General features: G+C 44.7%; 10 protein-coding genes. 7 read left to right on the plus strand and 3 right to left on the minus strand.

The window, feature by feature from the left end; genetic code table 11:
• Positions 1–137 precede the first annotated feature (137 nt).
• Positions 138–866 (minus strand): thioesterase II family protein, encoded by a 729-nt coding sequence (locus CEX98_RS18710; protein ID WP_099643526.1) that lies wholly within the window; start codon positions 864–866, stop codon positions 138–140.
• A gap of 68 nt (positions 867–934) precedes the next feature.
• Positions 935–1,591 (minus strand): AhpA/YtjB family protein, encoded by a 657-nt coding sequence (locus CEX98_RS18715; RefSeq protein WP_099643527.1) that lies wholly within the window; start codon positions 1,589–1,591, stop codon positions 935–937.
• Between the two features lie 95 nt (positions 1,592–1,686).
• Between CEX98_RS18715 and serB the strand changes: the two genes are divergently transcribed.
• Positions 1,687–2,700 (plus strand): phosphoserine phosphatase SerB, encoded by a 1,014-nt coding sequence (serB, locus tag CEX98_RS18720; protein ID WP_099643528.1) that lies wholly within the window; start codon positions 1,687–1,689, stop codon positions 2,698–2,700.
• A gap of 119 nt (positions 2,701–2,819) precedes the next feature.
• Here the strand turns inward: serB and CEX98_RS18725 are convergent, their stop codons facing one another.
• Positions 2,820–3,944, minus strand: coding sequence for a DUF1570 domain-containing protein (locus CEX98_RS18725; RefSeq protein ID WP_099643529.1), 1,125 nt, complete (start codon positions 3,942–3,944; stop codon positions 2,820–2,822).
• 155 nt (positions 3,945–4,099) lie between these two features.
• On the opposite strand from CEX98_RS18725, the gene CEX98_RS18730 reads away from it, so the two are divergent.
• From CEX98_RS18730 to CEX98_RS18755, 6 genes are all read left to right on the plus strand, one after another.
• Positions 4,100–4,852 carry a substrate-binding periplasmic protein gene (locus tag CEX98_RS18730; protein ID WP_099643530.1) on the plus strand — a complete coding sequence of 251 codons (753 nt, stop codon included), beginning with the start codon at positions 4,100–4,102 and terminating at the stop codon, positions 4,850–4,852.
• A gap of 460 nt (positions 4,853–5,312) precedes the next feature.
• Positions 5,313–6,062, plus strand: coding sequence for a pyruvate dehydrogenase complex transcriptional repressor PdhR (gene pdhR, locus CEX98_RS18735; protein WP_099643531.1), 750 nt, complete (start codon positions 5,313–5,315; stop codon positions 6,060–6,062).
• A gap of 70 nt (positions 6,063–6,132) precedes the next feature.
• Complete coding sequence (aceE, locus tag CEX98_RS18740; protein WP_099643532.1) at positions 6,133–8,799, plus strand: pyruvate dehydrogenase (acetyl-transferring), homodimeric type; 2,667 nt, start codon at positions 6,133–6,135, stop codon at positions 8,797–8,799.
• Between the two features lie 11 nt (positions 8,800–8,810).
• The gene (gene aceF / locus CEX98_RS18745; protein WP_099643533.1) at positions 8,811–10,694 is read left to right on the plus strand and encodes a pyruvate dehydrogenase complex dihydrolipoyllysine-residue acetyltransferase; all 1,884 of its coding nucleotides are present in this window, start codon (positions 8,811–8,813) and stop codon (positions 10,692–10,694) included.
• Between the two features lie 212 nt (positions 10,695–10,906).
• Complete coding sequence (lpdA, locus tag CEX98_RS18750) at positions 10,907–12,331, plus strand: dihydrolipoyl dehydrogenase (RefSeq protein WP_099643534.1); 1,425 nt, start codon at positions 10,907–10,909, stop codon at positions 12,329–12,331.
• 401 nt (positions 12,332–12,732) lie between these two features.
• Positions 12,733–13,473 (plus strand): hypothetical protein (locus CEX98_RS18755; protein ID WP_143484360.1); only part of this gene is annotated, 741 nt, incomplete at its 3' end.

Below are 13,473 nucleotides of genomic sequence, written 5' to 3' on the forward strand. Positions count from 1 at the left end.
GCGATACAAAACCACACTCATTATGATGGGTGTAGGAGTCGGTTCATCCGGCGATCTTTACGCGTGTGACGCGATACAAAACCGCACTCATTATGATAGATGTAGGAGCCGGTTCACCCGGCGATCCTTATAGGTGATTAAGTTAACTGTTGATTGATGATTGCAATCATATCGTCGGCGTATTGATGAATAAAAAAGTGCCCGCCCTCAAATTTGGTCATCGTGCATGGGTGCTCTGTAAGGTCTTGCCAAGCGTCGACATGCTCATCCAAAATGTCATCTTCAATCCCATGGAATACATGTATAGGGGAGGACAGTGGGTGCTGGTTCGCCACGTACGTATCCGCAATCTTAAAGTCCGCTCTGAGCAGTGGTAACAGTAACTCCATCAGCTCTGCATTGTCTAATATTTCCTTCGGCGTGCCATTTAGGTCTCGTAACTTGGTAATAAACTCATCATGTGGCAGGTCATGCATCGGGGTTGAGCTAGACGAGCAATGGGGAGCGCGGCTAGCTGAAGCAAATATTTTACGCGGTGTTGGTAGCGCATTTTGGTGTAATTGTGAGGCTAACTCATAGGAAATCCGGCTTCCTAGGCTATGACCAAAAAATGCAAACGGTTTGCTTGTGATAAAGTCTTGGTGTTGCATCAGTGTGTCAATAATCTGAGGCATATTATCGATTGCTGGCTCGATAAGTCTGGCTCCTCTGCCTGGCAGTTGAACAAAAACGAGCTCAACGTGTTCGCCGACTTTTTCTATCCAAGGAGTAAAAATACTGGGAGAACCACCGGCATAAGGAAAACAAAATAGCCTTAATGATGCATTGGGGGTTGGTTTTGGGGTGATAAAAAGTTTACTGCTCATGTCCTTTGTTATTCGCGGTTACCACAAGTTGTTTTTATATTATCAAACTGTTTACAACAGTAATAGTCTCACCCTTGCTGTTTTTGAGCATTGGATTTACTTGGCGGGGGAAGCATCTTTACTTTTCTGCGGATTTTTCGTTTTACTTCCCAGCGCTTTAAGGCCCGACCGATTTGCCATGTAAACACCATAGTGATCACGAGCATAAGCAGTACCACCCGACCAAGCTCATGAAAGTGTGAGTGACTTTGCGACATGGCGGCTTCTGTTAAATAAACCATGTTAACAAACCCTAGAGGCTGCCCTGTTGGTGTGTACACAGGTTCTGAAATAATACTTTTAGTTTTGCTCAAACCAGGTAGTGTTTGCGGTAATTGCTGATACTGTACAGGTGCGGTGATACCGTCGTTGCCGACGACAAATCGACCTTGGTAATCATAAATAGACACTTGTAGTACAAAGTCATCACCAGCAAGGTGATTGGCCAACGCACTTAGTCTCGGCGTATCATCACGAGAAAGGGGCAGCGCTACATTTTTTGCGAGCTGCTTGGTGAGGCTCCTTGCGGTAAGGTCCGCGCCATTATGGAGCAAGCGATGAGATTCAAAACTGGTATTAAACGCAAGCCAAGTCACCATTATCAAGCTGACAGCAGCAATGCACAAACGCAATAATCTGCGTCCTCTGGACGAGTTAAGCACTTCTAAGACATGTAAATTTTTCATATTTATCGAATATTACCCGCTTTTACAGTGGCAGACTACTGACAGCTTAGTGCAATCATGTTAAAAATCGGCTTAACGCTATCAAGGAGCAACTTATGTCGTCAATCATTCAATACGCTACTCATGAGGCAACTGCGCCAATTAACGCGCTGATCACCCTAAATCATTGGTATGAATGCCAAGCAAATAGCAGCCTTAGTGCTGTTTCTCAGGTTAATGAGCACGCGCAGCATACACTCTGCATTTTTGGTCTAGAGATGCAACAGGCACATTTGAGCCAACTGATTGATTTTGTTGTTTCCATTGGTGCTAAGCAAGTTTATGTTACTGCATATAAACCGCATGAGCTACTGCCAACAGCGCTCGCAGTGCGTTTTGAAGCTGACAAAAAACCGTGTAAAGCGCAACTAAGCAACTTTGCCAAAAGTATTGGAGTCCAAGGTGCTATTGCGACTCAAGCGCCGACCATCACAAAGCCCGGACTACTGGTGATGGATATGGACTCTACTGCTATTCAAATCGAATGTATTGACGAAATCGCAAGGCTCGCAGAGCGTTTTGACGAAGTTGCTTCGATCACCGCGCAGGCAATGGCTGGTGAGTTATCCTTCAATGAAAGCTTACATCGGCGAGTGGCCTCATTGGCGGGTGTACAACTTTCGCAAATTCAGTCTTTAAAAGACGACTTACCCTTAATGCCTGGCATCGGCGCATTATGCCAAACGCTTAAGCAGCACAATTGGCACCTAGCGATTGCCTCTGGTGGCTTCACTTGGTTTGCCGAAGCGTTAATTGCGCCGTTGCACTTAGATGCTGTATTTGCCAATACGTTGGAAGTCGCAAACGAACAGCTAACCGGTAAAGTTTTAGGGGACATTGTTGACGCCGACAAAAAAGCTGAGGTACTAGCACTGCTCGCAACACAATACGCCATACCAATGAACCAAACCGTTGCCATTGGCGATGGCGCAAATGATCTTGTCATGATGGCAAAAGCACAGCTAGGCGTTGCCATTCACGGTAAACCTAAGGTAGTTGAAAATGCCGACGCTGCCATTTGCGAGGGGTCTTTGTTACAACTGTTATATTTGCTAGGTGTGCCGAAATAGCCCCACCAAAGCAATATAATGGCTTTATTGCGTTTGATATGTCAGGTGACGCTCGCTTATCAGACCTACAATCAAGTAGGTTAGAAAGCCTGAGTCACTTGCCAACTTGAATGTGTCGTTTACTCATTTTTCCAATAACCGGAAAGCACCTCCTTAGGCTTGCTACGCCATGCTTCAAATTGGGTCTCTATGTTTTCATTGGTATTGCGAAATAACAGCTCAATGTTGTCTGCGGGCACAACATTGCAGGGGTTGCTGCCTTCTTGCAGCAAATACTCAAAGAATGGCTCGCTATTACTTTCAATCATAAACCCCGTAAATAGGTAAGTATTGGCATATAAAGTGCGTTTTTGTATGGTCTGCCACTGGCCTTCGCTGTTAAACAAGGTGTTGATATCAAGCTTGGAGTAGTGTGAGCTTAATAGGCCTGCTTTGGTTAGCCAATCTTCGGTTGAGTTATGTATCGTGAATTTTCCCGTTTCTGTAATTCTTAGGTGCTCAAAATATTCCGCTATTCCCTCTGTTACCCACCTTGGGGTGATACCAAAATAATAAAAAACAAGAGCATGAACCGACTCGTGGATCAGGGTTCTTAAGGTTTGCTCCTCACTACCACCGCCTTTAACAAACCCTTGGTTTTGGAACAGGAAATACATACCGGCTGTGCCCGTAGGTTCGGCGTCACGGGCAAGGATCAACTCGTTATAGTCAGCGTCATTGGCAGCAATATGCATATTCAATTGGATGGGGATTAGTGTCTTCTTTTGTGCTAACTGATTGATAAAGTGTTGAAACAACATGTATACCACATTCAGTGTTTGCTGTGCTTGGTACTTAACGTATGGACTTACCTTACTTCCCGTCAAGTGTAATCTAAAGTACTGGGTGTCTTTGTATTGTGCTTGCAATGAAAACACTTTGCTTTTTAATGTTGCGCAAGTTGGGGCTGTCATGCCGCCAAACATATTAACCACATCACTGTGACCAGTCAGCTGTGCCAGCGCTTGCTCTGGCTTTTTTGTAGGCGCTTGTTGAGTGATTGGCCGTGGGCTGTAAGTCGGTACTTGAGTGTGCTCGAACGCGGCGCGGAGTTTATTTGTGTGCTCTTCCAATTGTTCGCCAAGCTCTTGTAATAAGGATTTGGGAGATTCTTTCGATTCTGTTGCTGCACTTGGGTAAATTAGTGTCAGCAAAAAGAATAGGAATAAAATAAGTAACAGTGCAATCAATCCTCGCCAGGCCAAAGTCGTTTCCTTTTTGATATCCCCTCAAGCTCTTTTGTTATACTGTTCCCTTGTTGACTTGGCAACCGTTAATTAAGCAATTCTTTTTTTCTCAATAATGTACCCATAATAAAAATTGTCGCCTATACTTTTTGCAAAAATAAGCGGGCGTGCAGATGAACCAAGTTTGGCCAATAATTTTACTGATTTGTCTTAGTGTCAACGTCAAGGCGTTGGAGAGTCAGGTTAATATTACCACGGGACAATGGCCGCCTTATTTGGATCAGGCGCAACAAGACCAAGGCTGTGTTGCTAAGGTGATCCGAGATGTTTTTGCGCTCGAAAATATTAAAGTGCGATTTTTGTTTATGCCATGGGAGCGGGCGTATCAAGAGGGAATGAAGGAAGCTTATATTGGTAGCGCTTATTGGTATTACAGTGAGCAGCGAAGTCAGGACTACCATTATACCGAGCACCCATTAACCGAAGAAACCGCACGATTTTATCATCATAAAGATTTGCCATTTACCTATACGAGTTACGCCGATCTTAAGCCATTTAGATTGTTACTCAATCACGGACTTACCTATCCCGATGCGCTACTCAATGCGATTAAAACACTGGATATCAAGACTTCATATGCCACTTACACTAGCAAAAATGTTGCACTTATTTTAAGAAATCGAGCTGATATTATGATCATGGATGAGAAATCAGCGCTGTCATATCAGCAAAAGCTTCCCCCCAGTGACGCTGAGTTGTTGGTGGCACAAGAAGTGCCTGCTTTTATCCAAAAAGGATATTTGCTGATCAATAAACACCACAGTGAATATGTAAAAGTGTATAACGAAGGACTGAGCAAGTTGTTGAGCGATCCAAATTATGTTCAGCAATACAGAGCGCGCTGCTCTCGAGTGTTTGAAGACTGATAAGTTGTTTTTATTGATATTTCCCAAACATCGCAGACTGTAAAAAAGGGGAAGTAACATCCCTTATATCGCAGAAGTCCTAACCAACAGTCCTTAATGACAGTTATGACGAATGAAGACGACATGATATCGGTAGGTCAATAAATGCTTACCTAGCTTGTCTAAAGTAACCAAAGAGATAGGTTTGGCTACCTATAACTAACTTTCTAGCTGGTCTGACCATTTAATTCGCCTTTTAAATTTGCTTGATTCTTGGTTAAAGTTTGTGCACATCAACTGTTGTTTTTACACTCAGCTAATTATTGAATTGCGCTGAATTTTGACAGTTGTCATGGATTTTGATAACGTATTGTGCAAATTTGGTATGACCAATTTACCTATGAAGTTAATTCTTACCAAATTGATTAAAATAAGTCAGCAGTCTGGCTAGGTCACATCATAAAAAATTGGCGTTATTTCAATGTCTTTAAAGATTAAAGCAGCAAAACTATCGGACGTAATATTAGAACAACTTGAGAACATGATCCTCGAGGGCTCGTTATTACCGGGTGAAAAGTTGCCGCCTGAGCGTGAGCTAGCTAAGCAATTTGAAGTGTCGCGTCCATCACTACGTGAGGCAATCCAAAAACTGGAGGCCAAAGGGCTGGTGACCCGCCGTCAAGGGGGGGGGACGTACGTTAAAAATCAGCTAGAAGAAGGGTTAACTGATCCCTTATTTGATTTGATCAGTAAACATCCGGAATCTCAGTTTGATTTGCTTGAGTTTCGTCATGCATTAGAAGGTATTGCTGCCTACTATGCGGCGCTCAGGGGCACCGAAAATGACTTTGCAAAGGTACAACAAAGCTTTGACAATATTGCAGAAGTAGGGGAAGACCTAATGCAAAAGGCAAGGGCGATTAACGCGTTTCACTTTGCCGTTGCAGAGGCATCACACAATGTGGTGCTGCTTCACCTTGTGAAAGGGATGCAGTCATTGCTTGAGCAAAACGTGTTGCAAAACTTGACGGTCTTGGTGCAAAAGTCAGACATCAGTGAGCAGCTCGGTGAGCACAGAAAGTTGTTATTAGATGCGGTGATCAATGGTAACCCTGAACAAGCAAGATTAGCCAGTAACGCTCACTTAGCCTTTATTGAAGAAGCGTTACTAGAGGCTGGTAAAGAGCGTTCACGTATTGAACGCTCACTGCGCAGAACTAAGCAGCAGTAATCGGGCTTGAGTCAGCAAGAATTGGCACAAATAGAATAAATTCGTATTTTAAACATAAGGAACACTCCATATGTCTGAAGTCAATAAAATTGACGTAGACGCGCTAGAAACCCAAGAATGGTTACAGGCGCTTGAGTCGGTCGTAAAAGAAGAAGGCGTAGAGCGCGCTCAGTTCTTGTTAGAGCAAGTATTAGAGCAAGCGCGTCTTGATGGCGTAGATATGCCAACAGGCACTACGACTAACTATGTCAACACTATCCCAGCAGATCAAGAACCTGCGTATCCAGGGGATGTGAACCTTGAGCGTCGTATTCGCTCTATCATCCGTTGGAATGCGATCATGATCGTACTTCGTGCTTCGAAGAAAGATCTAGAGCTGGGCGGGCATATGGCGTCTTACCAGTCGTCAGCTGCATTTTATGAAATGTGTTTTAATCACTTCTTCCGTGCACCAAACGAGAAAGACGGTGGTGACTTAGTATATTACCAAGGTCACATCTCTCCGGGTATTTATGCTCGTGCATTTGTTGAAGGTCGCCTAAGCGCTGAGCAGCTAGATAACTTCCGTCAGGAAGTAGATGGTAACGGTATTTCTTCATACCCACACCCTAAATTAATGCCTGAGTTCTGGCAGTTCCCAACGGTTTCTATGGGTCTAGGTCCAATTGCGTCTATCTATCAAGCGCGTTTCCTAAAATACCTAGATGGTCGTGGTCTAAAAGACACGTCTGAGCAGCGTGTTTATGCCTTCCTTGGTGATGGCGAAATGGACGAGCCAGAATCACGCGGTGCGATTTCATTCGCTGCCCGTGAAAAGCTAGACAACCTATGCTACCTAATCAACTGTAATCTACAGCGTCTTGACGGTCCAGTAATGGGTAACGGCAAGATCATCCAAGAACTCGAAGGCCTATTTAAAGGTGCTGGTTGGAACGTGATCAAAGTGGTTTGGGGTTCAGGTTGGGATAAGCTACTAGCTAAAGACACGACCGGTAAATTGCTACAACTGATGAACGAAACAGTTGATGGCGATTACCAAACTTACAAAGCAAAAGATGGTGCGTTTGTACGTGAGCACTTCTTCGGTCGTTACCCTGAAACCGCAGCGTTGGTTGCTGATATGACTGACGAAGAAATCTTTGCGTTGAAGCGCGGTGGTCACGAGCCATCTAAGCTATTTGCTGCGTTTAAAGCGGCACAAGAAACCAAAGGTCGTCCAACGGTGATCCTAGCTAAAACGGTAAAAGGTTACGGCATGGGGGCTGCGGCTGAAGGTAAAAACATTGCCCACCAAGTTAAGAAAATGGATATGACGCACGTAGCACACCTACGTTCACGTCTAGGCCTAGATGACTTGGTATCTGATGAGCAATTACAAGAGTTGCCTTACCTAACGCTAGAAGAAGGCTCAAAAGAGCACGAGTATTTACATGCTCGTCGTAACGCCCTTCATGGTTACACGCCTAAGCGTTTGCCTAATTTCACAGAAACCTTAACGCTACCAGAGTTAGATGCATTCAAACCGCTTCTAGAAGAGCAAAAGCGTGATATTTCTACAACGATGGCATATGTTCGTGCATTAAACATCTTATTAAAAGATAAGAGCATCGGTAAAAACATCGTGCCTATCATTGCTGATGAAGCGCGTACTTTTGGTATGGAAGGTTTATTCCGTCAAATCGGTATTTACAACCCTCATGGCCAAAACTATAGCCCAGAAGACCGTGATATTGTTTCTTACTACAAAGAAGCAACCTCTGGTCAGGTGTTACAAGAAGGTATCAATGAGCTAGGTGCGATGTCTTCATGGGTTGCAGCGGCAACTTCATACAGCACCAACGACCTACCAATGATCCCGTTCTATATTTACTACTCCATGTTTGGTTTCCAACGTGTAGGTGATATGGCATGGATGGCGGGTGACCAACAGGCGCGTGGTTTCCTATTAGGTGCAACCGCTGGTCGTACAACGCTAAATGGTGAAGGTCTGCAGCACGAAGACGGTCATTCACATATTCAGGCAGGCACAGTACCTAACTGTATTTCTTATGACCCAACGTTTGCATTTGAAGTTGCGGTTATTCTGCAAGATGGTATCCGTCGCATGTACGGCCCAGAGCAAGAAAACGTGTTCTACTACCTAACGCTAATGAACGAAAACTACCATCAACCAGCGATGCCTGAAGGCGCTGAAGAAGGTATTCGTAAGGGTATTTACAAGCTTGAAAGCTACACTGGCGACAAAGCGCAAGTTCAGCTAATGGGCTCTGGCACTATCCTGAACGAAGTACGTAAAGCGGCGCAAATCCTAAGCGATGATTACGGTATTGGTTCAGATGTATTCTCTGTCACGTCATTCAACGAGCTTGCTCGTGACGGTCAAGATGCTGAGCGCTACAACATGCTTAATCCTGAAGCTGAGCAAAAAGTACCTTATATCACAAGCGTTTTGGGCGATGCGCCTGCAATTGCTGCTACGGATTACATGAAGAACTACGCGGATCAAGTACGTGCATTTATGCCGAGCGCATCTTATAAAGTACTTGGTACAGACGGTTACGGTCGTTCAGACAGCCGTGAAAACCTACGTCGCCACTTTGAAGTGAACGCAGGTTACGTGGTTGTTGCTGCACTTGGCGAACTTGTTAAGCAAGGCAAAGTTGAAAAATCAGTAGTGACTGACGCTATCAAGAAATTTGATATCGACGCAACCAAGACTAACCCACTTTACGCATAAGAGGACGAGTAATGGCAATCGAAATTCATGTTCCAGATATTGGTGCCGATGAGGTTGAAGTAACCGAGATCCTAGTAAGCGTAGGTGACACGGTAGCGGAAGAGCAATCGCTGATCACGGTTGAAGGCGACAAAGCATCAATGGAAGTACCTGCCTCTGTGGCAGGTACGGTTAAAGAAATCAAAATAGCCGAAGGCGATAAAGTCTCGACCGGTTCTTTGATCATGGTTTTTGAAGCAGCAGGGGCTGAAGCGCCTGCTGAACAACCAGCAGAAGAAGCGAAACCACAAGCGGCAGCGGCAACAGAAGTCAAAGAAGTTCACGTTCCAGATATTGGTGGCGATGAAGTAGAAGTGACCGAAATTTTAGTTGCAGCGGGCGATGTTGTTGAAGAAGAACAATCGCTAATTACGGTTGAAGGTGACAAAGCTTCAATGGAAGTACCTGCGCCATTTGCAGGTACTATCAAAGACGTGAAAGTTAACGCTGGTGACAAAGTGTCAACGGGTTCATTAATCTTCACCTTCGAGGTAGCAGGTGCAGGTGATGCGCCAGCGGCTTCTGAAGCTCAAGCTCCAGCACAGGAACAAGCGCCAGCAGCATCGGCTGAGAAAGAAGTACACGTACCTGATATCGGTGGCGATGAAGTTGAAGTTACTGAAATCATGGTAGCCGTTGGCGACAGCGTTGCAGAAGAACAATCATTGATTACCGTTGAGGGCGATAAAGCTTCAATGGAAGTACCGGCGCCGTTTGCCGGTACGGTGAAAGCCATCAAAGTCAATGCGGGTGATAAAGTATCAACAGGTTCTTTGATCTTTGTATTTGAAGTTGAAGGTGCTGCACCTGCACCTCAGGCAGCAGCTAAAGCTGAAGAAAAACCAGCTCAGCAAGCCGCGCCAGCAGCAAAATCTGAAGCACCAAAAGCATCAGCACAAAAAGATGACTTTGTGGCAAACGATCAATATGCTCACGCCTCACCAGTGGTACGTCGTCTAGCTCGTGAGTTTGGGGTAAACCTAGCTCGTGTTAAAGGCACAGGTCGTAAGAACCGCGTGCTAAAAGAAGACGTACAAAACTACGTGAAAGAACTAGTGAAGCAAGTTGAGTCTGGTCAAGTTGCTAAAGGTGGCAACACTGGCGGCGGTGAGCTTGGTCTTATTCCTTGGCCAAAAGTAGACTTCAGCAAGTTTGGTGAAGTGGAAGAGAAGAAACTTTCTCGCATCAATAAGCTATCGGGTGCAAACCTTCATCGTAACTGGGTACAAATCCCACACGTTACGCAGTTTGACGAAGCAGATATCACTGAGCTTGAAGCGTTCCGTAAAGAACAGAACGTGCTAGCTGAGAAAAAGAAAATGGGTGTGAAGATCACGCCATTAGTATTTGTGATGAAAGCGGCGGCAAAAGCACTTGAAGACTTCCCAACGTTTAACTCTTCACTGTCAGAAGACGGCGAGAGCTTAATCCTGAAGAAGTATGTTCACATCGGTATTGCGGTTGATACACCAAATGGTCTAGTGGTTCCTGTTGTACGCGACGTGAACAAAAAAGGCATCATTGAGTTATCACGCGAATTGATGGAAATTTCTAAGAAAGCGCGTGATGGCAAGCTGACGTCTTCAGACATGCAAGGCGGCTGTTTCACTATCTCGAGTCTTGGTGGAATTGGTGGTACAGCGTTTACGCCAATCGTTAATGCACCTGAAGTTGCGATCCTTGGTGTATCTAAGTCTGACTTCAAACCGAAATGGAATGGTAAAGAGTTTGAGCCGCGCCTAATGGTGCCGCTAAGCTGTTCATACGACCATCGTGTCATTGACGGCGCACTAGCAGCTCGCTTTACTGTGACACTTGCAAACTATCTAAGCGATATTCGCCAGCTAGTAATGTAAGACTAGAAAACCGCATGACTTAGGTGATGCGGTTTTCTTGTATTTTGTTGTTCCGCTTGATATTTAGGCGGGACAAGAGAGAGTGTGAATGATACACTTTCGAGCAATTATAACTCTCTCTGCCCTGTACCCAGGTTAGGGTGTGTGGCAGGCACTTTGGGTCGGCTACTCTTGACGAGTAAACCCGTTCAAATAACAGTTAAGGTAATAACATGAGCAACGAAATCAAAACTCAAGTTGTTGTACTAGGCGGTGGTCCTGGTGGTTACTCTGCAGCATTCCGTGCAGCAGACTTAGGTTTAGACGTTACACTAATCGAATCTCGCGACACGCTAGGTGGTGTGTGCTTGAACGTTGGTTGTATCCCTTCAAAAGCCCTGCTTCACGTTGCAAAAGTGATTGACGATGCAGCTGAAATGGCTTCTCACGGTGTTTCTTTCGGTGCTCCACAAATCGACCTAGACAAAATCCGTTCATGGAAAGAGTCTGTAATCGGTCAACTTACTGGTGGTCTTGGCGGTATGGCTAAGATGCGTAAAGTAACTGTAGTTAACGGCTACGGTAAGTTCACAGGTTCTAACACTATCGCGGTTGAAGGTGCAGATGGTGCGAAAACAGTGACGTTTGATAACGCAATCATTGCAGCAGGTTCTCAGCCTGTAAGCCTACCTTTCATTCCTGAAGACGAGCGCATCATCGACTCTACCGGTGCACTAGAGCTTAAAGACGTACCTGAAAAGCTACTTGTACTAGGCGGTGGTATCATCGGTCTTGAGATGGGTACTGTTTACCGTTCACTAGGTTCTGCGATCGACGTAGTTGAATTTGCTGATCAACTAGTACCAGCGGCTGACAAAGACGTTATCAAGATTTACCAAAAGTACGTGAAAGACAAGTTCAACGTAATGCTTTCTACTAAGGTTGTTGCTGTTGAAGCGAAAGAAGACGGAATCTACGTGTCTTTCGAAGGCAAGCAAGCGCCAGAAGAGCAAGTACGTTACGACAAAGTACTAGTTGCAGTTGGTCGTACACCAAATGGTAAGCTAATCGACGCTGACAAAGCAGGCGTTAATGTTGATGAGCGTGGCTTTATCAACACTGACAAGCAAATGAAAACCAACGTTGACCACATCTTTGCTATCGGTGACATCGTAGGCCAGCCTATGCTTGCGCACAAAGCGGTTCATGAAGGCCATGTTGCTGCTGAAGTTATCTCTGGTAAGAAGCATTACTTCGATCCTAAGTGCATTCCTTCAATTGCATATACAGACCCAGAAATCGCATGGGTTGGTGTGACTGAGAAAGAAGCAAAAGAGCAAGGTCTAAGCATCGAAACTGCGGTATTCCCGTGGGCGGCTTCTGGTCGTGCAATTGCTTCTGCACGTACTGAAGGTTCTACTAAGCTTATCTTTGATAAAGAGTCTGGCCGTGTGATCGGTGGTGCTATGGTTGGTATCAATGCAGGTGAAATGCTTGGTGAAATCGGTCTAGCAGTAGAGATGGGTGCTGATGGTGAAGACCTAGCGCTTACCATCCACGCTCACCCAACGCTGAACGAGTCAATCGGTCTAGCTGCTGAAATCTTCGAAGGTTCAATCACTGACCTGCCAAATAAAAAAGCAGTGAAGAAAAAGTAAGTCCTTCTGAGCTTTAAAAAAACCCAGCCTTGTGCTGGGTTTTTTGTTTTGAAGGGGTTATTGATGGCCACTAGCGGGTTATACCAAATGTATTAAATAAATGCGCTATTGAAGCGGAGAAATAGCTTTAGTAGCTAGGCAAAAATTTTGCTATGTCATCCTTCAAATTGATTAGAGAGTTCATTCAATTGGTATTAGTAAAAATAAATATAAACAAACAGATAAAGAAGCGAGCTGGAATCCCAATGAGTTAATTAAAGCAATGATACTGAGTCTTTAAAGGCAGCATTATTGCGAGTTAGCATAATCTTAGTTGTAAATATTGTTCCTTTTTTGTTGAGTTTTGTCTGTTTTGTGTGTACTTTCTGTGCTTTATTGTTTCTAATAAGGTGGCAAAAGGAATGCAACTTCTTTACCGATTACTCCTGATAGGGATATGCGTCGTTGCGTGTAGCTCTCAATATGCGCAGGCAAAAACTTTTAATCTTGATGAGGGGAGAAGCTCTGTTCATTACTTGCTTTATGAAGAGGGGAGAGGTGAAGCGAGTGTCGATGCGATTACTCTTTATCCGCGGCATGGTGAGATTGATCCATCGTCACCTAGGGCTATTAGGTACAAGCCCCATGAGAACTTTTGTGGCCAAGATAGTGTTCGATATCGCGTAGTTTTTAAGCCTAAGTATGATATCTACCCACCTGAACTTCCTATAGCTATGATTTCAGGTTTTGGCAGTATCACTAATGATAATCGCGTACATAGTAGTATAGAAGAAACAGTAACCTACAACGTACGTTGTATAAATGACCCGACCTTATTGGAGCTGCCAAGTTCGGTAGATGTAAATGTTGGAGGCACAAAAACGGTAGATATTCATGCCAGTGATGTGGACTCCTCCGACTTTTCAATCGCGGTTGTGTCTAGCAGTAACAGCGCACTTTTGCCCATTGGGAATATCACTTTAACGCAAAACGAGCAAATACGTTACGAAGGCGGGCTGTATCAAGCCTCGTGGCAAATGAATATTAGGCCGCTCGCTGATATGGCTGGATACGCCACTGTTCAGTTACAATCTACAGACAGTGCGGGGCTTACTAAAACCTATACAGTAGATATTTATGTCCGGCCACGCAAACTTGCAAAC

Origin of the sequence: Pseudoalteromonas piscicida (genome assembly GCF_002744175.1) — a bacterium.
Classification (GTDB): Bacteria; Pseudomonadota; Gammaproteobacteria; order Enterobacterales; family Alteromonadaceae; genus Pseudoalteromonas; species Pseudoalteromonas piscicida_B.